The sequence below is a fragment of the Escherichia sp. E4930 genome, from assembly GCF_005845405.1.
GTDB lineage: Bacteria > Pseudomonadota > Gammaproteobacteria > Enterobacterales > Enterobacteriaceae > Escherichia.
In genome coordinates, this window is sequence record NZ_VCDZ01000007.1 from 60637 (window position 1) to 82657 (window position 22021).

The following is a 22021-nucleotide window of genomic DNA, read 5'->3' on the forward strand; positions in this document are numbered from 1 at the left end:
TCGCTGTTAATTATCACCACCTTCATTAATGAAGGATAAATCCATAATGCGAGCATCATCGCAAAACTGAAAAAATAACTGAAAATATAAGAACAGCATCATGAAATTGATAAATTCATTTAATATCAATAACATCCAGAAATTCACAACATTGAGAGTTATTGCAAATCAATAACCCTAATCAATGAAATGTAAAAAAATATAAACTTGGTGATTTAAGGATTTTCTTATAATGCTTCAGACGTTATGCTTATTTCAGATCATCGTCAGAATTGACTCCAGGATCACATTTCGGACCCGCAGAAAGGAATTATTCTGCAAACAGTAATTACGGTGTTTTGATTTATCTTGCACCTCTCGTCTTCTGGATATAAGGATATTAGGTATGGCAACCACTGGAATGCTTCTCAAACTCAACACTCAAATGAACCGCGAGTTTTATGCATCCAATCTCTACCTTCACCTGAGCAACTGGTGTTCTGAACAAAGTCTGAATGGCACCGCGACTTTTCTTCGCTCCCAGGCACAAAGTAACGTGACTCAAATGATGCGCATGTTTAACTTCATGAAAAGTGTCGGAGCGACGCCCATCGTTAAAGCCATTGATGTACCTGGAGAAAAACTGAACTCTCTGGAAGAACTCTTCCAAAAAACGTTGGAAGAATATGAGCAGCGTTCAAGCACGCTGGCGCAATTAGCAAATGAAGCTAAAGAATTGAATGATGATTCTACTGTCGATTTTCTGCGCGATCTGGAAAAAGAACAGCAGCACGATGGCCTCTTACTGCAAACCATTCTTGATGAAGTACGCAGTGCGAAACTGGCCGGTATGTGCCCTGTCCAGACCGACCAGCATGTTCTGAATGTCGTGTCGCATCAGATACATTAATAAAATCGGCGCATAAAAAGATGCGCCGAATACAAAAAAGTGGTGAAAACCGCTGCCTCACATTACTGAGGCAGCGGTTTTTTTAATGGGATTCGTTTTGTGGGGTGAACTTTAGCTCAATCAACGCGATGGCTTTTTGAATAGCGCGCATAGTGACTGGGTCAGCAGCAGCCGGATGGTGAGTAAAATCAATATTCTTCAGCTGGCTGGACATTTTTTCACGTACCTCAACAGGCGCGATCACATCGAGCACGTCGAGAATTTGTTTGATCACCAACTGGCAAGCAACAACATCAGAAACCAGTTCCTGATCGGCATTCAGCGGCTGGGACATCCTAAACTCCTGATAGCATTTTGAAAGCCGTTATAGTAGCGGCTTCCCTTCCTCAACGATAGTCACATCAGCCCGCATCAGGGTACAAAAAAACCTGCCGAAGCAGGTTTTTTTGTTATCTGAACATATTGCCAGGCGGTACGTCTTTGAACGTCTTGCAATAATTATTGAACATGCTTTTCAGGATCTTACGCAGTTTCATCGCGCCACTCCGATTATTTGTTATGCAGGTGTTATCGTCTTTACGTTTATAATATGACATTCATCACAAAAATCAATCTTTATGTGATATGCATCACATAAATACCTCTTTAATGTTATAAAAATGATAACCACAAAACCTCTGTGTTCTGCAGAAAGCAAGGAATAGCGCTAATCCGTCGTCTTTTCTGTCCATAGCCTGGCTGTGTCCACAAGTACAATACCTGTTTCTTCTCCCTCTTCAGGCTGTGACATGAAACATCTGATAATTGTTTTTTCACTTTTAACAGTAGCGGGCTGTACCGTAACTCGTCAGGCTCACCTGAGCGATGTTGACGCCACGAGTGGCATTGTCCGCCTCGTTTACAATCAGGCTTTTTTACAACACGCCCGCACTGACAACTATCTCGATCAGGGAATCGCGAACCGCGCATGTCAGCAGGTTGGATTTACCCGCGCCTTTGCGTTTGGGCAACCTGTAAGTAACTGTAGTTTGTTTGCGGGATCATTATGTCTGAATACGCAATTTACACTGTCGTATCAGTGCCGATACTTAACACCCTCGGCTTATCAATAAAGATTTTAATCAGCGAGGGAGGCTTCGCTGGTTAATTAACATCACAAATAGCGTTAATGCGTTTTATTCACATTCGCATTTTTAATTATTGAGTTTAATATTTTACCTTTTGCAAATAATAAAATAACAAATTATAGTGGCGCCACAGCAACAAATATAACCTTTGTGGAGCACTATCATGCTGAAACCAGAAATGATTGAAAAACTTAATGAGCAGATGAACCTGGAACTCTACTCTTCACTGCTTTATCAGCAAATGAGCGCATGGTGCAGCTATCACACCTTCGAAGGTGCTGCCGCGTTTCTGCGTCGCCACGCCCAGGAAGAGATGACGCATATGCAGCGTCTGTTTGATTACCTGACCGATACCGGAAATTTACCGCGAATTAATACCGTTGAATCACCGTTTGCTGAATATTCTTCACTTGATGAATTATTCCAGGAAACCTATAAACACGAACAATTAATTACGCAAAAAATTAACGAACTGGCTCATGCTGCAATGACCAATCAGGACTACCCAACGTTCAATTTCCTGCAATGGTATGTGTCTGAGCAACACGAAGAAGAGAAATTGTTCAAATCTATTATTGATAAATTGAGCCTGGCAGGGAAAAGCGGCGAAGGTCTTTATTTCATCGATAAAGAACTCTCTACCCTCGACACGCAAAACTAATCTTCTCCGGCGGCAGATTACCTGCCGCCGTTTCAGATCAGTGACGACAAATCTTACTTTTATCGGTTGAGAACCCTTCTTCGCAGGGAATAAATTTGCCTTTTGCCGCCAGAAAAGCCACCAACTCTCCCGCAGTCATCCCTTCAGCCGAGCAAGTATGAAAACGTGTCTGATCACCAAAACGCGCTTTGATCGCCGCTTCCAGGCTGGCGTGCGTATATTGCTCACCTGATTCAATCATCATATTTAACACTTCATGACCGTGAATCGATTCCATCGTTCCTCCTCAAGAAAAGCATAGCGTAACGATCCCCGCGCCTTATGGCTTTGCGCCAGCTCAGTTCTGAATGCATTTATCGTACATTTTTATTTACACTAGATGTAACGTCGATTTGACGAAGTTTGGATAATGCCTTAACCTGCGCCGCAGATATCACTCATAAAGATCGTCAGGACAGAAGAAAGCGTGAAAAACAGAACTCTGGGAAGTGTTTTTATCGTGGCGGGAACCACAATTGGCGCAGGTATGCTGGCAATGCCGCTGGCAGCGGCTGGCGTCGGTTTTACCGTCACTCTGACATTGTTAATTGGCCTGTGGGCCTTGATGTGTTACACCGCGCTGTTACTGCTGGAAGTGTATCAGCATGTCCCTGCAGATACCGGCTTAGGCACGCTGGCAAAACGCTATCTGGGCCGCTACGGTCAGTGGCTGACCGGCTTCAGTATGATGTTTTTAATGTATGCCCTGACCGCAGCATATATCAGCGGTGCCGGCGAATTGCTTGCCTCCAGCATCAGCGACTGGACAGGCATTTCAATGACCACAACCGCTGGTGTGCTGTTGTTTACTTTTGTTGCCGGTGGTGTGGTTTGTGTTGGGACGTCGCTGGTCGATTTGTTTAACCGTTTTTTGTTCAGCACCAAGATTATTTTCCTGGTGCTAATGCTGGTATTGCTGCTACCACATATTCATAAAATCAATCTGCTAACGCTGCCACTGCAACAGGGTCTGGCATTGTCTGCAATTCCGGTGATTTTTACCTCGTTTGGTTTTCACGGTAGCGTACCGAGCATCGTCAGCTATATGGATGGCAACATTCGTAAATTGCGCTGGGTGTTTATTACCGGTAGCGCGATCCCTCTGGTGGCATATATTTTCTGGCAACTGGCGACACTGGGCAGCATTGACTCAACAACCTTTATGGGACTGCTGGCGAATCATGCTGGATTAAATGGGCTGTTACAGGCATTACGCGAAGTGGTGGCCTCGCCGCATGTCGAGTTGGCAGTGCATTTATTCGCTGATTTAGCCCTCGCCACATCTTTCCTTGGCGTAGCGTTAGGCTTATTTGATTATCTGGCGGATTTGTTTCAGCGTTCCAATACCGTTGGTGGAAGACTGCAAACCGGTGTAATTACCTTTCTGCCGCCACTGGCGTTTGCGCTGTTTTATCCACGTGGTTTTGTAATGGCGCTCGGGTATGCTGGCGTAGCGCTGGCAGTATTGGCGTTGATAATTCCTTCACTGCTGACCTGGCAGAGCAGGAAGCATAATCCACAAGCAAGCTATCGGGTGAAAGGTGGACGTCCCGCACTGGTGTTGGTGTTTATCTGTGGCATTGGCGTGATTGGCGTGCAATTTTTGATTGCGGCAGGATTGTTGCCAGAAGTGGGATGAATGCTTTGCCGTGTATTTGGGCATAGTCCAGATTTTTGTCCACATCCTTATCAGGCCCATAAAACATGGGTGCCAGAGTTAATTCTGACACCCAATATAGCCTCTTAATGCAGGCAGCACTGCTTATATTTCTTGCCACTACCACATGGGCAAGGGTCGTTACGACCAGGTTTTTCTTCAGCTTTAATCGGTTGCTGAACAGCTTTTTCCTGAGGATGCGTCATCCAGTAAGCATGCAAATCAAGCGCCGCCAGTCGAATGGCATCCACGCTTTCTTCAAACGCTTCTGGCGACATCTTCTCTACCCGCTCGAAGTTTTCCTCAGTACCGTGCAGCGCAATCGCTTCAAGCGCCGGTTTTAATGAGTCAGGCAATGCTGACCAGTCAGAAAGCGCAACGCCACGCATATAGCCAAAGCACCACTCTTCGACAATCGTCAGCTCCCTACCGTCAACTTCTCGTAGACCAAATAACGGTTCAAACTGCTCAGGAAACTCGTTGAGTCGCTCTGCAGTATCGGCCATATGTTGAAACGCCAGGTTCATAAAGCGCGTCATCTCTTTCTCTGACGCCCAGCGCGGCACATAATCCGCCCCACCCCACACAGCAACCAGCCACTGTTCTGGTTCAATTTCTTGCGGAGAACTCAACACCGCCGTCAACAAACCGTCCAGCTCTGCCACATCAAGGATGGCGTGGTCTGTGTTGTATTTGGTCAAGATATCATCCAGCCATTCCAACTCACTTTCGTTTAACGGTCCAGTTTTCATACGCTTTTCCTTGTGGATCTCGACTCGCCAGCGCCTATATTACATGTCGGTCTGGCATAGAGATACTTTTCGAGTGGATTACCCGGAGATTAAAAATCAGAGAGGGTGTAACGACAAGTTGCACATACAAAAAAACCACCCGAAGGTGGTTTCACGACACTGCTTATTGCTTTGATTTTATTCTTATCTTTCCCATGGTACCCGGAGCGGGACTTGAACCCGCACAGCGCGAACGCCGAGGGATTTTAAATCCCTTGTGTCTACCGATTCCACCATCCGGGCTCGGGAAAAATTGGAGGCGCGTTCCGGAGTCGAACCGGACTAGACGGATTTGCAATCCGCTACATAACCGCTTTGTTAACGCGCCAAATTCTTCAGGCTTTTCAGCCAGACACCCGCTTAATGCCGATGCCTTTTAAACTGGAGCGGGAAACGAGACTCGAACTCGCGACCCCGACCTTGGCAAGGTCGTGCTCTACCAACTGAGCTATTCCCGCAATCATCAAGCAATCAGCTAATCACTTGATTTTATTATCATCTGGCAATCAGTGCCGCCGTTCGATGCGTTGCATTCTACTTACCTGACGCGTTGAGTCAACGATATTTTTCACCACTTTTGATCGTTTGCTGAAATTTGCGTCGAAACGATCACTGATCAAGCAAATCCGCGCGTGCAGCGCTCAAATATTGCAACATTGACCAGAGTGTCAGCACCGCAGCCACAAAGAAAAGGGCAATACCGGCGTACTCAACCCAAATATTCGGGCGCCACAGCAACCAGGCCAGCGCGACCATCTGGGCAGTCGTTTTGACTTTACCAATCCAGGATACGGCCACACTGCTACGTTTACCGAGTTCAGCCATCCATTCACGCAGAGCAGAAATGATAATTTCACGGGCAATCATCGTTGCCGCCGGTAAGGTCACCCACCAGCTATGATAATGCTCGGTTACCAGCACCATGGCGATGGCGACAAGCACTTTGTCTGCTACTGGATCAAGGAAGGCACCAAAACGGGTACTCTGGTTCCAGCGACGCGCCAGAAAACCATCGAACCAGTCAGTCACCGCCGCGACGCAGAAAATGAGCGCGGCAGCAAACGGCGACCAGGTAACAGGTAGATAAAAAACCAATACAAAGAATGGGATAAGGATGACACGGAACAGTGTGAGCAACGTAGGGATATTAAATTGCATAATGACGGGTAACTATCTGTTGTCAGTAAGATTACCCCTATGTTGCTACAGAGACATCAATGTTTCAACGACCAGAAGATCTTTTCTGCCAGACCTTGCGAAATACCCGGCACTTTTGCAATTTCTTCGACGCTGGCGTTACGTAAACCTTGCAAACCGCCCATATATTTCAACAACATTTGCCGACGTTTTGGCCCGACGCCTTCAATGGTTTCCAGGGTGCTGGTATTTTTAACCTTCGCCCGTTTTTTGCGATGTCCGCCAATCGCATGATCGTGTGATTCATCGCGAATATGCTGGATGACGTGTAACGCAGGCGAATCTGGCGGTAAGCTAAAGCCCTCTCCTTCCGGCTCGAAGAACAATGTTTCCAGCCCAGCCTTACGGTCAGCCCCTTTGGCAACGCCAAGTAACAACGGATGGTTTTTATCCCAGGGGACGTCCAGCTCGGCGAAGACATTTTTCGCCTGCGCAAGTTGTCCTTTGCCACCATCAATCAGGATCACGTCCGGAATCTTACTGTCATCGATGGCTTTACCATAACGCCGACGCAACACCTGATTCATCGCCGCATAATCATCGCCCGGCGTAATGCCATTGATGTTATAGCGCCGATACTCCGCACGCAGTGGGCCATTAGCATCAAACACCACGCACGAGGCAACGGTTTGTTCGCCCATCGTATGGCTGATATCGAAACATTCCATCCGTTTCACTTCCGGCAATTTCAACACGCTGGCAAGCGCTGTCAGTCGCTGATGAACGGTTGATTGCTGCGAAAGTTTGGTGGTTAACGCTGTTGCTGCATTCGTCCGCGCCAGTTTCAGGTAACGCGCCCTGTCGCCACGCGGTTTGGTCTGAATGTTTATCTTGCGCCCCGCCAGTTCTGATAATGAATCGGCGAGCAGCGTTTTATCGCTAAGATTAAAATCGAGCAGGATCTCTCCCGGGAGAGTGCGCATCTGGCTGCCCTGTAAATAGAACTGACCAACAAAGGTTTCCACGACTTCGCCCAGTTCCGTACCGCCCGGCACCTTGGGGAAATAGCTACGGCTACCGAGCACTTTGCCCTGACGAATAAACAAAACATGGACACATGCCATGCCAGCATCGAACGCCACGCCAATAACATCAAGGTCGTCGCCCGTATTAGAGACAAATTGTTTTTCGGTGACGCGTCGCACCGCCTGAATTTGGTCGCGAATACGTGCCGCCTCTTCAAACTCCAGATTCTGGCTGGCTGTTTCCATGCGGCTAATCAGTTGCTTAAGCACCTGATCGTCTTTACCCGATAAAAACAGGCGCACATATTCAACCTGCTGGGCATACTCTTCTTCGCTAACCAACCCGGCCACGCACGGCCCAAGACAGCGCCCGATCTGGTATTGCAGACATGGACGCGAGCGATTGCGATAAACGCTATTTTCGCACTGGCGAATGGGAAAAATCTTTTGCAACAACGCCAGAGTTTCACGCACCGCATAACCATTCGGGAACGGGCCGAAATACTCTCCCTTGGCGTGCTTCGCACCGCGATGCATCGCCAGACGTGGATGTGTATCGCCACTGAGGAAAATAAAGGGGTAAGATTTGTCGTCGCGTAACAAAACGTTGTAACGCGGCTGATAGAGTTTGATGTAGTTGTGTTCCAGCAATAATGCTTCGGTTTCAGTATGAGTCACCGTGACATCGATTTGCTGGATCTGGGCGACCAACGCTTCCGTTTTGCGCGAAGCGAGATTGCTACGGAAATAGCTTGAAAGCCGTTTTTTCAGGTCTTTCGCTTTACCGACATAAATAACCGTACCACCAGCATCATACATGCGATATACGCCCGGCTGGCTGGTGACGGTTTTTAAAAACGCTTTTGCGTCAAACTGAACACTCACTGACTTGTTAACGTCTCCGCATTACACAGACCATGGCGAATAGCCAGGTGAGTCAGCTCAACATCGCCATGAATGTTTAATTTACTGAACATACGGTAGCGATAGCTGTTCACCGTTTTCGGGCTGAGATTAAGCTGTTCTGAAATCTCATTGACCTTCTGGCCTTTGGTAATCATCAGCATAATCTGCAATTCGCGTTCAGACAAACTGGCAAATGGGCTTTCTGTTTTTTCTGGTTCGATCTGGCTTAACGCCATTTGTTGCGCAATGTCAGAAGCAATATAACGCTGCCCAGAATAGACAGAACGAATCGCGCTCACCACCTCCTGCGGGGCCGCACCTTTGCTTAGATAGCCCGCAGCGCCAGCCTGCATGACTTTTGCTGGTAAAGGGTTTTCGGTGTGAACCGTAAGCATGATGATTTTGACATCTGCGGTTGAACGGGCGATTTTACGCGTCGCCTCAAGGCCGCCAATGCCAGGCATACTCATGTCCATTAGCACCACGTCGACGGAATTTGCCCGGCACCACTTAACGGCATCTTCACCACAGGAAGCCTCACCAACGACTTTAATACCCTTTATATCTTCCAGAATGCGTCGTATCCCTGCGCGCACCAGTTCGTGGTCATCAACAAGTAGAACGTTGATCAAAGGAATATCTCCAGAAATAGGGATAACGCTACTGATAGTTAGTCATCCGTATATTAGCGGGTTTTATTGCAACTTTGAAACGTTAAAAATGGTGGGTATTCGATTTTTCTCTCATTTTTGATAATTCAATTGTCCGCAGTTATGGTCACGTCCGTCACCAAAAAGCTTCCGCAGCGTTGTAACCTGCCGGTTAGACTGAAATGTGACAAAAATTGACTTCATTCAGCACAAATGAAAAATCATCAGCATGAATATGTAACATTAATTAACTCAATAAATACGCACAAAAAACATTCATGATATAAATATTTATTAACCACTATATTAACTAATTTAATATCAATGATGATTCAGTGAGCAAAAAACAACCACTGCTATTTTTAGCAAAGCTTATGGTATACTCCGCCGCCTTAACATTTTTTACTGCAAATTTTCATTGCAACATGACGAGGAAAATAAATGAGTACGCCTGATTTTTCTACTGCCGAGAATAATCAAGAACTGGCAAATGAAGTCTCCTGCCTGAAAGCGATGCTGACGCTGATGCTGCAGGCGATGGGACAAGCTGACGCGGGCCGCGTGATGTTAAAGATGGAAAAACAGCTTGCGCTGATCGAAGACGAAACCCAGGCTGCGGTATTTTCCAAAACGGTTAAGCAAATTAAACAGGCCTACCGTCAGTAATATAAAACCGGCTGAAAGCACACCTTTCAGCCGGTTTTACACCTGGCACGCAGAATGTAATAGAGGTCATATTAAGCCAGTTGCGGCGGCGTAACAGGCAACCTGGGTCTTATTCGGCGCGTTGATTTTTTTCTGCATGTTTTTCTGATGAAAATTAACCGTGTTCTCGGAGATTGACAAGATCATCGCAATCTCTGCCGATGTCTTACCTTCCGCGGTCCATTTCAAAATTTCCTTTTCCCGCTTACTGAAATTCATCTCCGGCGTCATCACTATTTGATCATTTAAACGCATCAGCGCCATCAGACTTTCGCGCACCAGTAGCTGCATTTTTAATTGCAGCTCATCACTAAGAACGGGTATTTCGCGCGTACTGCTACGAGAAAATGACAAAAATCCCAACGCCCGGTTCGGTAGCATTAAATACTGAGTAACTCCCCTGCGTAAACCATGTGCACGCGCAGCCTCCCATAATGGCTGGGCTTCACTGAATAAGTCATCATTCCACAATAAATGGCCCTGGCTGAAGTTTTCAGGGTTGAGCACGGGATCAATAGCGAGAAAGTTTTTTGCCTGATAATAACTAACCCACGACTCAGGGTAATTGGTGTAGAAAGCCACTTTGGGTCGCGTGAATGGCACCGGGTGGCGAACACATAACGAATAGTAATCGTACTCAAGCTGCTGAGCCTGAAGCTCTATTTCATGGTAGACCTCTTCTGCGGCCTCCATCCTCTGAAAGCGCGACAGCATTGTGCGACGCCAGCTAAAAAAATCCGTATCCTGCATAGTAAACCGCAATGCCCCTGAGAGTGAGTATCATTTATACTGAAAACTCAAGCTATCACATAAATAAGATTTATATATAATTTATATTATTCAGATAATGAATTACTTTTGCAAGACATCGCATTCTCTTATGTTATTAATGAGTTATGCTGATTTATTGACCGTTTATTGAGTCTTCAGAAGAGTGGTTCGCCCCGGTCACTAACTCACCGGGGCTGATTTTTTCTTATTATTGCAGTAGAAACTTCTCGAGAAACTGGCGGGTACGGGGCTGCTGTGGATTGGCAAATAACGCTTTCGCCGATCCCTGCTCTACTATCCGCCCCTGGTCCATAAAGATCGCGCGGTCAGCAACATCTCGGGCAAAGCTCATTTCGTGTGTCACAATCACCATTGTGCGCTTTTCCTGCGCCAGCTGGCGGATAGTATTCAGGACTTCGCCCACCAACTCTGGGTCCAGTGCCGAGGTTGGCTCATCAAACAAAATCACCTCGGGGCGCATCGCCAGCGCTCGGGCAATCGCCACACGTTGCTGTTGACCGCCAGATAAACGACGTGGATAGCTGGTTTCTTTGCCTGCAAGGCCAACTTTCGCCAACAACTCACGTGCGCGCGCCGTGGCTTCCTCTTTAGGTTCACCTTTGACAATCACCGGCCCTTCAATAATGTTTTCCAGCACCGTACGATGCGGAAACAAATTAAAGTTCTGGAAAACAAAACCAACGTGCTGGCGCAACTGACGAATCAGGGATTTTTGCTGACTTAACGAACGCGCGGTATCAATGGTGATATCCCCGACGGTAATCGTCCCCGCTTCCGGTTGTTCCAGCAAATTTATGCTGCGTAGCAACGTGGTTTTCCCGGAGCCGCTTGGACCTATAATCGCCACTACTTCGCCGGTTTTAACCTCCAGATCTATGCCATGCAGCACCGTCTGACCGTGGAATTTTTTCACCAGGTTTTTAACGTCAATGGCACTCATTTTGGATCCCTCTCCTGGCGATTAAGTTGATTCTCAAAATGGTTCTGCAAAGTCGATAACACCGTCGCCATAATCCAGTAGATGAGCGAAGCCGCCAGATACATGGTGAAAACTTCCAGTGTGCGCGAAGTAATCAACTGCGCCTGACGGAACAACTCTGGTACCTGAATCGTCGCAGCCAGAGAAGTATCTTTTACCAGGCTGATAAAACTGTTCGACAGCGGCGGCAGTGCTACCCGCGCGGCCTGTGGCAAAATAGCACGACGCATAGTTTGCCACGGCGTCATGCCGATACTGGCAGCCGCCTCCCACTGACCTTTATCAATGGACGAAATCGCTGCCCGCAGCGTTTCGGCTGCATAGGCGGCGGTGTTCAGTGACAGGCCAATCATCGCTGACGGAATCGGGTCTAATTCAATACCAAACTGCGGTAAACCGTAGTAGATCATAAACAGCTGTGCGATGAGTGGCGTACCACGGAAGATGGAGATATAAAAACGCGCCAGCCAGCGCACAGGCCAGACGGGCGACAAGCGCATCAGCGCGAGAATAAATCCCAGCAGTAAGCCAAAAAACATGCCGCCGATGCTGAGTTGCAGCGTATACCCTGCCCCTTTCAACAGGAACGGCAGAGAATCAATAACCAGTTGTATACTTTCTTGCATGAGCATTTCCGGCGCTAAACGTGGGGATGATAGGCGAACAGTGCAGGCGCGCCCCCGGTATGAATAAACAGAATCGGCCCTTCATCTTTGAAGCGTTTCTGACTTATACCATCAATCAGCCCCGCCATCGCTTTTCCGGTATACACGGGATCAAGCAGAATGCCTTCCAGACGCGCCAGCAGTTTCACCGCCTCCATGCCTTCGTCATTCGGCACACCGTAGCCAGGCGCAAAATAGTCATCCCAGAGTAAAATTTCCGCTGAGGCAGTCAGCTCCAGTTCTTTCGCGATCGCCTGTTGTAGGCTAACCACTTTCGGCAACTGGTCAGCAACAGAACGTGAAACAGTCACGCCAATCAGTTCTGTTTCAGGCATCAGTTGTTCCAGCCCTACAGCAAGCCCGGCGTGAGTTCCGGCACTGCCTGATGCCACCACCACCGACGATATATTAACCGCCCCTTCACACTGCTGGGCGATTTCCAGCGCACTCTCCACATAGCCCAACGCACCTAAAGCATTGGAGCCGCCAACCGGAATGACGTATGGGCGAAAGCCTTGCGCTTCGACGCGAGTCGCTAACTCTTCCAGTTGGGCATCAGGATTGGTCAGCGCATCGCACATTTCAATCTGAGTATTGAACAGATCCAGCAACAAGCGGTTGCCGTTGGTTAAATAGTTTTCTGCGGCAGTGCCAATGGGATTTTCCAGCAGCGCCACGCAATGCAGACCAAGTTTTGCGGCCACTGCGGCAGTCTGGCGCACATGGTTAGACTGAATCGCTCCGGCTGTAATCAGTGTGTCGGCACCTTCGCGCAAGGCGTCTGCTGCGAGAAATTCCAGTTTGCGTAACTTATTTCCGCCCATTGCCAACGGGGTGACGTCATCCCGTTTGATGAAAATGTCCCGCCCGAGATAATCAGAAAAACGTGGCAGATATTCGAGCGGTGTCGGTGCGCCGATAAACTCCAGCCGTGGAAAACGAGTTAAATTATGCAGTGGCATAAAAGCCTCCGATGTGTGTTGTTGTGATCTTGTTATTATGCACGCAGGAAACGTATAAATAAAAAATGCGCCGATTAAAGCGCCCTTTTTTGTCATTATGCCCCGCCCAGAATAGCGTTGACACGTTCCTGGCTGTGAGTTCAACCGAGGGATGCAACACACTGGTTGAACCGATCTGCGGATGATTCATAGTTTAGCGTTTTTCTCAGTCTTTCGTTGAGCATATGGCAACTGTAGTACTCTTGGATTCCGGGCGATAGCAGGTAGTGTGTTAATAGAATCAGATTTGTGGTCCCGTGATACTGTTGAATGTCCGATGGGTCATCAGGAACGTAACGGTGTAAAGGCTGCTTATGTCCATAAAGCAGAAAATCTGATGTCCCCTGGTTACGGGGATAACTTCTCCTGGCATCTTAGGTTGATCAAGCCTGGTTATCCATACCCATTCATTAATAAGGAAACCATTATCTTTATATTAATTATTATTTATATCCATGTCTGTTTTTAGGATAAAAATATTATATTCCATGACGGTATTTTCAGGCACTTTTCTTATAAAAAAGCAGAGAAACACTCACTATCTAAAATTATGCCGACCAATAAACAAACTAACATCCAGAAAACATTACAATTTCAAATTACTCGCCAAAAAAATCAACCTGATTGCTTGAGATGGATTTTTTCTGTTTATTTGCAATAATGCTCGCATCGATCATTTGTATGATGATTAGATAATACATATTATTTCTCAATGGCATTTACACAGCCAAAACATTTAACCCACCATTCTTAAACAAGAAATTGGAGCTTTTGTGAAAATCAAAATTAATAAAAAAGAAAAGTTTTATGTATATATAAAAAACAGAAAAACATTCGGCGTAACGCAAGAGGGAATGAAGACAACATTACTATTCAGTCTTATATCTGCCACTCTGGCCACTCTGGCCATTCAGCCTGCTTTGGGAGCCAAAATGGAAGTTACTCTTTCTGAAGGAAACCCTGCAGAAATATCTGAAAATATCATTGGTGCTGATGGCGTGCGTCACCCCCCGGGTAATGATGATGGGGAAGCTGGTGAAGATGCTCTCATTGTTAATGTTGTACCTGGTTCGTTACAGGATGAAAATATCCTGACAATTAACAGCGGTACTAGCATTAGTGGCGGTGAAGGCGGATGGGCTGGTGATGATGATCTTACTAAGATGGGATCGGCAGGAGGCCAGGGCGGTACAGCCATTACTGGAAATAATTTTACTCTTGTTAATTCTGGTGATATTTCCGGTGGTAAGGGTGGTTGGGGAGGTTATGGTAATGGCGGGGGCGATGGAGGTGAAGCGGGTACCGCTATTTCCGGAGATGATCTTACCATTACGAACAACGGAAGCATTAAGGGTGGCAATGGCGGAATGCCTGGAGCCAGTGGTTATGGCGATGAGAGCGGTGGTTTAACGGGGACTCCTGCTGTTGGTGGGACTGCCATATCTGGCAATAATCTTCAAATAAGCAATAACGGAAACATCACTGCCGGGCAAGGTAGTAGTGGTGCCTGGTGGGCGGTATGGGGGTCTTCTGCCGGCACAGGAGGGAATGGAGGCACGGCAATATCCGGAAATAATATGGTGATAACAAATAATAATCACATCACAGGTGGCCAGGGGGGGGATGGTGCTCGCGGTGGTGAAGGTAGTCTCGAATTTTCTACCGATCCGAATATTAATGGGAGTACCGGTGGTAGTGGTGGTATTGGAGGGTCTGCTATATATGGTAATAATATTAAGATAAATAATACGGGAGATATAACTGGCGGACAGGGGGGCACTGGTGGTGAAGGTGGTAGTGGTTATACAGAATATGATCCCACTGATTCAGTGCCTCTTGGCACTGGTGGTACTGGTGGTATTGGTGGCACCGGGGGGATTGCCATATCTGGAAATAATATGGAAATAAATAATTATGGAAATATTATTGGTGGCACTGGTGGTGATGGTGGTTATGGTGGCGACCCCGGTGAAAATATGCATTCTGAAAATACTGGTAACGGTGGTAATGGTGGCGACGGAGGTAATGGTGGTACTGCTATATCCGGGAGTGATATTACGATAAATAATCATGGCAGGATATTGCCTGGTAGTGGCGGAAATGAAGGTCACGGTGATTTCCACGGTGGGATATATGGTAACAGAGGGCAAGATTGTGATACCGCAATATCTCTGAATGGTGGAACTAACTCGTTGAATCTCTTCGCTGGTTCTGTCATTCAAGGTGATATTGTTTTGAATAATGTTGAAAATAGTGCTGATGGTAATTCTCTGTCCATTACAAATAAAGACTCCGCCAGCTCTGAGATAAAAGGCAATCTGAGTGCGGGTACAGGTACACATGTTTCCGTTTCGGGAGCTGATGTCACCTTTAGCGGAAGTTCGGTATTTGACAGAGATTCATCGCTGAATATGAGTACAGGTTCCAGTCATTTAACTGCCAACAATATCCAGTTCAATAACGGTGCAGTGCTTAATGTTGATACTGCCATGACAATATGGAAGCAAAATGAGTACGGCTTGTTGACGACCTCCGACGGCATAACAGGGCTCTCTGAAAATAATATTTATCAGCATAACAATCTACTGAGTGATGGTGCTGAAGACTATGTTTTAACATCACTTAGTGGTAACGGGCAGACAGTAAAAGAGGTGAGTTCTTCCCTGAAGTGGAATGACCCCTCAGGAAATGGATATGGCTCGTTTGATCTAAGGAGAGGCGCGGTGTTAGAGCTGAAGGTGCGACTTGCAGATAACAATGCTGTTCAGTTATCTCATGACTGGGATGGAAAAACGCTGACCAAAGCCGGCGAAGGAACACTGATTCTGTCTTCCAAAAACACTTACACGGGTGTAACAGACATCCGCGGCGGCAATGTTCGCATGAACAGCAACAGTGCACTGGGGCAGACCAGCGAGATTCGTCTGGCAGACGACACCATGCTGGACATGAACGGTCACAGCCAGACCGCAGGTAAACTGAACAGCGCAGCAGGTTCCATACTGAACATTAATGGCGGTAATCTGACCCTCACAGGTGGAGGCCTGTCTGCAGGTACCCTCATCGGCTCTGGCTCCCTGAACCTCAGCGGTGGCGTGTTCGATATTACTGGTGCCAGCCGCGCCCTGAATGCCACCATTGCTATCGCAGATAAGGCAATGGTGAAGGTGCTTAATACTGACGGACTGGGAGCAGGCTCGGTTAACACTGTCGGCACACTGATTCTGGGCAAGGCTGATGCACCTGTCATGCTTGCTAACAGCCAGGTCACCATCGCTCAGCAGGGGACACTCTCCGGCTCTGGTGGTGTCGCCGGGAACGTAACCAACAGCGGTACCCTTGACCTGAGAGCTGATGCACCAGGTAATGTACTGACGATCGGAGGTAACTATACCGGTAATAATGGCATACTGCTCATGAACACCGCTCTGGGAAATGACAGCTCCGCAACAGACAAACTGGTTATTAAAGGCGATGCTTCCAGTCAGACCCGAGTGGTTGTTATAAATGCAGGTGGTACCGGAGCACAGACACTGAACGGTATTGAGTTGATTCATGTCGACGGAAATGCTGACAGTGCTGCATTTATTCAGGCCGGGCGTATTGCCGCTGGGGCTTATGACTACACGCTGGGACGTGGTCAGGGAAGCAACCGTGATAACTGGTATCTGACCAGTGGTAAAAACACTCCGTTCCTGCTGCGCGCTCTGAAAGCAATGCAACCCCCTGCCCCTGAACCTGCTCCGGGTGGTCATGACAACGACCTGCGCCCGGAAGCTGGCTCCTACACGGCGAACATGGCTGCCGCAAACACCATGTTCGTATCCCGTCTTCATGAACGCCAGGGGCCGATGCATTACACCGATGTGATTACCGGTGAGCAGAAAGAAACCAGCATGTGGATGCGCCATGAAGGGGGACACAACCGCTGGCGTGACGGTACAGGTCAACTGAAAACACAGGGTAACCGTTACGTCCTGCAGATGGGCGGTGACCTGGCCCAGTGGAGCCGGAACAGATCTGACCGCTGGCATCTGGGGGTTATGGCTGGTTACGGTAATGACCATAACAATACAGATTCTGTACGTACCGGATACAGTTCAAAAGGCAGTGTGAAAGGATACAACACAGGTCTGTATGCCACCTGGTATGCTAATGATGAGACACATAGCGGGGCTTATCTGGATAGCTGGGCACAGTACAGTTGGTTCGATAACGATGTGAAAGGTGACGGACTGCCGGGGGAATCCTGGAAATCAAAAGGTCTGACAGCCTCACTGGAAACCGGTTATGCCTGGAAAGCCGGTGAGTTTACCGGCAGCCATGGCAGTCTGAACGAATGGTATGTCCAGCCTCAGGCTCAGGTTATCTGGATGGGCGTAAAAGCTGATGAGCACCGCGAACGCAATGGTACCCGTGTTGAAAGCACCGGTGACGGTAACGTCGGTACCCGTCTGGGCGTGAAGACCTGGATTAAGGGACACAACAGAATGAATGACGGCAAATCCCATGAGTTCCGTCCGTTCGTTGAGGTGAACTGGCTGCACAACACCCGTGATTTTGGCACTCGCATGAACGGTGTGACGGTACATCAGGACGGCGCCAGCAATATCGGAGAAGTAAAAACCGGTGTTGAGGGGCAGATAAATGACCATCTGAACCTGTGGGGCAATGTGGGTGTACAACTCGGTGACGAGGGATACAGCGACGCCTCTGCCATGCTGGGTATGAAGTATACATTCTGAACCGGGTAGCTCTTTATCAGTCAGTGCATGAGAGAAACGGGATAACCTGCTCAATGACCGTTGGTTATGACTGCGACCAGAATGCGCTGGCTGAACGAATAAACGGGCTCCTGAAAAACTCGCGTCCTGCAGGCCCGGAAAATAGTAAAAAATCCGTGGCAATTTATAACCATGAGCGGCCACACCTGGCACTGAAATACAAAACGCCCGATGAAGTTCATCAGGCGTTTTACAGACAGAAATCTGTCAACTTATAGCAGGGCCCGTCAATACGTTGATTACTTGGTCACATCAGCACCAAACCATTTTTCGGAAAGGGCTTGCAAGGTTCCATCTTTTTGCATTTCTGCAATGGCATCGTTGACTGCTTTCAGCAAGTCTTCGTTACCTTTACGCAGCGCGACACCTGACTCCTGGCGGGAGAAGGCTTCGCCAGTTACTGCCAGCGTATCATTGGTTTTCTTCACCAAATCCAGCGCCGCCAGACGGTCAACCAGGATGGCATCAATACGGCCTACGCGCAGATCCTGGTACTTGGTCGGGTCGTCATCATAGGTGCGCACATCAACACCCTGAACATTCTGACGCAGCCACTCTTCATAGTTGGTGCCTAAACCAACACCAACTTTTTTACCTTTCAGGTCGTCTGCGGTTTTTATTGTGCCTTCATTACCTTTTTTCACCAGCGCCTGAATACCGGAAATGGTGTATGGGGTAGAAAAGTCGTATTTTTTCTTGCGTTCATCAGAAATGGTGACCTGGTTAATCACCACATCGATGCGTTTAGAATCCAGTGACGCCAGCATCCCGTCCCATTTGGTCGGTTTTAATGCGGCATCAACGCCCAGATGTTTTGCCAGTTGTTGGGCAAATTCCACTTCAAAACCAGTCAACTTGCCGTCATCGCCCTGAAAGCTAAACGGCGGGTAAGTCCCTTCCAGTCCCACCAGCAACGTGCCACGCTCTTTTACTTTATTGAGCAGGCCTTCGTTGGCAAAACTTTTCACGCTCATACCCGCAACCAGCGCCACGGCCATAACGCCCATCAACGCCTGATGTCCCAGATGTGCTAGTTTCATATTCACCCCGAATGTTGTTTTGTTGGTTTGCAGTGTAGAGCTATTGTTTGTAAACACAAAAACAAGTCTGCTACATCTTATTCTTATTTAATATATATCAGAAGCTGACATGCAGGGGGAATTCTGCGCAAGATCACCGCGGGTTTGCGTCTGGTAACACTGATACTTACGTAATGCGATGCGGTAATTATTGGTGCTTGTGGTGGGTAGCCAGGGCGCCAGGTTTTCATCAAGAAAACCATCCTGCAGCAGGTCGGTGGAAATATCTTGCTCGCTTAAATAATTACCCAAACGACGCAGACGCACCACATACTCGCGCACAGTACCGGGGCTCATTTCAGTATGGTCAAAGAGAAATTGCTTGAAGCCGATAATATCAAAAAAATCACTCTGCGTTTTGCAGTGTAAATCGCCGCAAAAACGACACAACGCGGACCATGATTTTTGTTCTTCCTGCCAGCCATTTTCATCAAGCAGTGTATCGAGACGGGAAATCTCGATTTTATTCACTATTTTGCCGTCGCGAACCAGCGTAATGCGATCAAGTAGTTTACGGCAAAATGCGCAATGGCTTTGACTGTGTTTAAAGTCTTTAAGATAGCGACTCAATGGCCGCCTTTTCTGGTGCTGCATCATTATTAAGAACTCCTGGTATTCAAAATTAATGTGCGGCATTTACTTAAGTTATAACTTACCCAGTTTGGTGCGTAACCGTTTAATGGCCTGACTGTGTAACTGACTGACCCGCGATTCACCAACTTCCAGCACCGCGCCAATCTCTTTGAGATTAAGCTCTTCCTGGTAATAGAGCGTTAATACTAACTGTTCACGCTCCGGCAACATTTCGATGGCTTCCATCACCCGTTGACGCAGATTACTTTCCAGTAATTTTTGTAACGGGTTTTCCCGCTGATGATCGTCACTTACCAGTTCAATACTATCGCCGTGCTCTTCACGCCACTCATCGTAGGAAAAGAGTTGACTGTTATTAGTATCAAGCAACATTTGTCGATAATCGGCGATTTCGATCCCTAAACGTTCTGCCACTTCAGTTTCTGTGGCGTTACGGCCAAGTTCCTGCTCCAGTTGCCCCATTGCCTGCGCCACTTCACGCGCATTGCGTCGCACGCTTCGTGGCACCCAGTCACGGCTGCGAAGTTCATCCAGCATAGCACCACGGATTCGCTGCACTGCGTAAGTTGTAAATGCCGTTCCTTGCAGGGCGTCATAACGTTCAACGGCATTAAGTAATCCAATGCCGCCCGCCTGTAGGAGATCATCAAGTTCTACACTCGCGGGCAGTCGGACCTGCAGGCGCAATGCTTCGTGACGCACCAGCGGGATATAACGCTGCCACAGCGAGTATTTATCCATTACACCTTCAGCGGTATAGAGTGATTTCACGATAAACAACCCTGCGTTATATAAGTAATCGGCATAATTATCCGTTTCTGCAGGTTTTTTAATCGGACGATTAATGGGTGAAATAAGCGGTTATTTAGGGTGATCGGTAAATAACGAGCAGAATAACCCCGCCGGACGCGGGGTTAAGAGATCTGACAACGTACGTTTCATCTTGCCGGATGCGGCGTAAACGCCTTATCCGGCCTGGACGAATATGCAAATTTAATTAATTGCGATTCACCTTGTAGGCCTGATAAGCGCCGCGCATCAGGCAATTTGGCGTTTGCTGTCATTATCGGTTAGTCAGGTTTTGGCGATTAACCCTGCAGCAGAGACAGAACTTGCTGCGGCACCTGGTTAGCTTTAGACAGCACAGAGTTACCCGCCTGCTGGATGATCTGCGCTTTCGACATATTGGACACTTCGGTCGCATAGTCGGCGTCCTGAATACGGGACTGCGCTTCAGACAGGTTGGTGGTGGTGTTGTTCAGGTTAGTGACCGCAGAATCCAGACGGTTTTGTACGGCACCGAGGGAGGAGCGGAAAGTATCAACTTGTGAGATAGCTTTGTCTAAAAGTGCCAGTGGATCGTTGGTTGAAGCACCTGCAAATTGCTCAGTCGCAGTTGTAGTTACCTTACCATTAGTATCAGTAACATCACTTAAATTCAGATCAGTTAATTCAAGATCGATTGCTCCATTCTCAAGAACGTCTGCCGCATCACCAGCAGAATAGTTTTTGCCTTGAAGTGTGACGAAACCTTGAGCTGCACCATCTTTATCTGCTGAAACTTTGATCAGCTGATCTGTTTGCTTGGCATCGTCAACACCGTTCGCATAATCATCATAAGTAACATTAATGGTGTTTAAGGTTACTTTACCCGAAGTGGCATCAACAGAAGCAGCATAGAAGTCTTTACCTGACTGAACAACATAATCAGCTGTCGGCTTACCATCTTTATCAAGGATGTTGTGCAGCGACAGGTTTGACGTATCGGATACACCCAATTTAGCTGCAATTGCTGCAGACTCAACAGTATCACCAAAGTTAACATCAACAGGTTCATCGCCAGCGGCTTGCGGGATAGATGTGATAGCATTGCTGACATTAAGAGAGTTTTTAGAAACTGAGAAGCCATTCAGCCCTAAAGTTGAAGAATCAATTTTCTTCAGATCGATGGAAATAGTCTGCCCGTCATTCGCGCCAACCTGAATCTTCATCGAACCGTCTTTTGCCAGTACATTCACGCCGTTGAACTGGGTCTGACCGGAAACACGGTCAATTTCATCCAGACGGGATTTGATTTCGTCCTGAATAGAAGACAGGTCAGAATCAGAGTTAGTCCCGGTCGTCGCCTGAACGGTCAACTCACGCACACGCTGCAAGTTGTTGTTGATTTCAGACAGTGCGCCTTCTGCGGTCTGCGCCAGAGAAATACCGTCATTAGCGTTACGCGCAGCCTGAGTCAGCCCTTTAATGTTAGAGGTGAAACGGTTAGCAATCGCCTGACCAGCGGCGTCGTCTTTCGCACTGTTGATACGCAGACCAGAAGACAGGCGTTCGATAGAAGTCGACAGCGCAGACTGGTTTTTGTTGATGTTGTTCTGAGTGATCAGCGAGAGGCTGTTGGTGTTAATGACTTGTGCCATAATTTTTATTCCTGTTTTTTAGCTCTACGGTTTAAGTATTGGGCTTCCACCCTTCGGCTTCGTCGCCGTCAACCCTGTTATCGTCTGGTCACTCACAACCTTTAGAATTTTTTTCTAGCC

At 47.6% G+C, this 22021-nt stretch carries 22 protein-coding genes, 3 tRNA genes and 2 pseudogenes; 9 read left to right on the forward strand and 18 right to left on the reverse strand.

Features of this window, described 5'->3' with window-relative positions; all coding sequences use genetic code 11:
* Positions 1–385 precede the first annotated feature (385 nt).
* Entirely contained in the window at positions 386–889 is a 504-nt protein-coding gene (locus FFT88_RS10525) for a non-heme ferritin-like protein (protein WP_130208543.1), read from the forward strand.
* Positions 890–971: 82 nt separating this feature from the next.
* Here FFT88_RS10525 and yecJ read toward each other — a convergent pair whose 3' ends face one another.
* Both yecJ and azuC read right to left on the reverse strand, forming a co-directional pair.
* On the reverse strand, positions 972–1223 hold the full coding sequence (yecJ, locus tag FFT88_RS10530) for a DUF2766 family protein YecJ (protein WP_064529310.1): 252 nt from the start codon (positions 1221–1223) through the stop codon (positions 972–974).
* Between the two features lie 115 nt (positions 1224–1338).
* Complete coding sequence (azuC, locus tag FFT88_RS10535; RefSeq protein ID WP_010723106.1) at positions 1339–1425, reverse strand: stress response protein AzuC; 87 nt, start codon at positions 1423–1425, stop codon at positions 1339–1341.
* Positions 1426–1677: 252 nt separating this feature from the next.
* Here azuC and yecR point away from each other — a divergent pair, with 252 nt between their 5' ends.
* Entirely contained in the window at positions 1678–2001 is a 324-nt protein-coding gene (gene yecR / locus FFT88_RS10540) for a YecR family lipoprotein (protein ID WP_130208545.1), read from the forward strand.
* 178 nt (positions 2002–2179) lie between these two features.
* Entirely contained in the window at positions 2180–2677 is a 498-nt protein-coding gene (gene ftnA, locus FFT88_RS10545; protein WP_000917208.1) for a non-heme ferritin, read from the forward strand.
* Between the two features lie 37 nt (positions 2678–2714).
* On the opposite strand, the gene FFT88_RS10550 is transcribed toward ftnA, so the two are convergent.
* Positions 2715–2954 carry a YecH family metal-binding protein gene (locus FFT88_RS10550; protein ID WP_064529312.1) on the reverse strand — a complete coding sequence of 80 codons (240 nt, stop codon included), beginning with the start codon at positions 2952–2954 and terminating at the stop codon, positions 2715–2717.
* Between the two features lie 189 nt (positions 2955–3143).
* Between FFT88_RS10550 and tyrP the strand changes: the two genes are divergently transcribed.
* Positions 3144–4355 (forward strand): tyrosine transporter TyrP, encoded by a 1212-nt coding sequence (tyrP, locus tag FFT88_RS10555; RefSeq protein ID WP_135405141.1) that lies wholly within the window; start codon positions 3144–3146, stop codon positions 4353–4355.
* 104 nt (positions 4356–4459) lie between these two features.
* On the opposite strand, the gene yecA is transcribed toward tyrP, so the two are convergent.
* The 7 genes from yecA to uvrY form a co-directional block, all read right to left on the reverse strand.
* A complete protein-coding gene (gene yecA / locus FFT88_RS10560; protein ID WP_130218660.1) occupies positions 4460–5125 on the reverse strand; it encodes a UPF0149 family protein YecA in 666 nt (221 codons plus the stop codon).
* Between the two features lie 195 nt (positions 5126–5320).
* A tRNA-Leu gene (locus tag FFT88_RS10565) sits at positions 5321–5407 on the reverse strand.
* A gap of 11 nt (positions 5408–5418) precedes the next feature.
* Positions 5419–5492 (reverse strand) — tRNA-Cys (locus FFT88_RS10570).
* Between the two features lie 54 nt (positions 5493–5546).
* Positions 5547–5622 (reverse strand) — tRNA-Gly (locus FFT88_RS10575).
* A gap of 151 nt (positions 5623–5773) precedes the next feature.
* A complete protein-coding gene (pgsA, locus tag FFT88_RS10580) occupies positions 5774–6322 on the reverse strand; it encodes a CDP-diacylglycerol--glycerol-3-phosphate 3-phosphatidyltransferase (protein WP_001160187.1) in 549 nt (182 codons plus the stop codon).
* 56 nt (positions 6323–6378) lie between these two features.
* Entirely contained in the window at positions 6379–8211 is a 1833-nt protein-coding gene (gene uvrC / locus FFT88_RS10585; RefSeq protein WP_130208553.1) for an excinuclease ABC subunit UvrC, read from the reverse strand.
* A complete protein-coding gene (gene uvrY / locus FFT88_RS10590) occupies positions 8208–8864 on the reverse strand; it encodes a UvrY/SirA/GacA family response regulator transcription factor (RefSeq protein ID WP_064529316.1) in 657 nt (218 codons plus the stop codon). Before uvrY ends, uvrC begins: the two co-directional genes overlap by 4 nt.
* Positions 8865–9202: 338 nt before the next feature.
* Between uvrY and FFT88_RS10595 the strand changes: the two genes are divergently transcribed.
* Positions 9203–9337, forward strand: a complete 135-nt coding sequence (locus FFT88_RS10595; RefSeq protein ID WP_240731068.1) for a hypothetical protein — start codon at positions 9203–9205, stop codon at positions 9335–9337.
* Positions 9324–9548 carry a DUF2594 family protein YecF gene (gene yecF, locus FFT88_RS10600; RefSeq protein WP_000106474.1) on the forward strand — a complete coding sequence of 75 codons (225 nt, stop codon included), beginning with the start codon at positions 9324–9326 and terminating at the stop codon, positions 9546–9548. The genes FFT88_RS10595 and yecF overlap by 14 nt, the downstream gene beginning before the upstream one ends.
* 66 nt (positions 9549–9614) lie before the next feature.
* Here the strand turns inward: yecF and sdiA are convergent, their stop codons facing one another.
* The 4 genes from sdiA to dcyD form a co-directional block, all read right to left on the reverse strand.
* Positions 9615–10337 (reverse strand): transcriptional regulator SdiA, encoded by a 723-nt coding sequence (sdiA, locus tag FFT88_RS10605; RefSeq protein WP_130208555.1) that lies wholly within the window; start codon positions 10335–10337, stop codon positions 9615–9617.
* 229 nt (positions 10338–10566) lie between these two features.
* A complete protein-coding gene (tcyN, locus tag FFT88_RS10610) occupies positions 10567–11319 on the reverse strand; it encodes an L-cystine ABC transporter ATP-binding protein TcyN (RefSeq protein WP_130218658.1) in 753 nt (250 codons plus the stop codon).
* Entirely contained in the window at positions 11316–11984 is a 669-nt protein-coding gene (tcyL, locus tag FFT88_RS10615; RefSeq protein ID WP_130223595.1) for a cystine ABC transporter permease, read from the reverse strand. Before tcyL ends, tcyN begins: the two co-directional genes overlap by 4 nt.
* Before the next feature lie 14 nt (positions 11985–11998).
* Positions 11999–12985, reverse strand: coding sequence for a D-cysteine desulfhydrase (dcyD, locus tag FFT88_RS10620; protein WP_135405138.1), 987 nt, complete (start codon positions 12983–12985; stop codon positions 11999–12001).
* Between the two features lie 244 nt (positions 12986–13229).
* On the opposite strand from dcyD, the pseudogene FFT88_RS25600 reads away from it, so the two are divergent.
* The 3 genes and pseudogenes from FFT88_RS25600 to FFT88_RS10635 all read left to right on the forward strand — a co-directional run.
* Positions 13230–13358: pseudogene (locus FFT88_RS25600) on the forward strand (hypothetical protein); the annotation flags it as partial.
* 439 nt (positions 13359–13797) lie between these two features.
* Positions 13798–17769 carry an autotransporter outer membrane beta-barrel domain-containing protein gene (locus FFT88_RS10630; protein ID WP_135405136.1) on the forward strand — a complete coding sequence of 1324 codons (3972 nt, stop codon included), beginning with the start codon at positions 13798–13800 and terminating at the stop codon, positions 17767–17769.
* 11 nt (positions 17770–17780) lie between these two features.
* Positions 17781–18026: pseudogene (locus tag FFT88_RS10635) on the forward strand (integrase core domain-containing protein); the annotation flags it as partial.
* A gap of 21 nt (positions 18027–18047) precedes the next feature.
* On the opposite strand, the gene tcyJ reads toward FFT88_RS10635, so the two are convergent.
* From tcyJ to FFT88_RS10655, 4 genes are all read right to left on the reverse strand, one after another.
* A complete protein-coding gene (tcyJ, locus tag FFT88_RS10640; protein ID WP_130218652.1) occupies positions 18048–18848 on the reverse strand; it encodes a cystine ABC transporter substrate-binding protein in 801 nt (266 codons plus the stop codon).
* Between the two features lie 87 nt (positions 18849–18935).
* Complete coding sequence (fliZ, locus tag FFT88_RS10645; RefSeq protein ID WP_135405216.1) at positions 18936–19487, reverse strand: flagella biosynthesis regulatory protein FliZ; 552 nt, start codon at positions 19485–19487, stop codon at positions 18936–18938.
* Between the two features lie 45 nt (positions 19488–19532).
* Entirely contained in the window at positions 19533–20252 is a 720-nt protein-coding gene (gene fliA, locus FFT88_RS10650; RefSeq protein WP_064529323.1) for an RNA polymerase sigma factor FliA, read from the reverse strand.
* 317 nt (positions 20253–20569) lie between these two features.
* Positions 20570–21901 carry a FliC/FljB family flagellin gene (locus tag FFT88_RS10655; RefSeq protein WP_135405133.1) on the reverse strand — a complete coding sequence of 444 codons (1332 nt, stop codon included), beginning with the start codon at positions 21899–21901 and terminating at the stop codon, positions 20570–20572.
* Positions 21902–22021 lie beyond the last annotated feature (120 nt).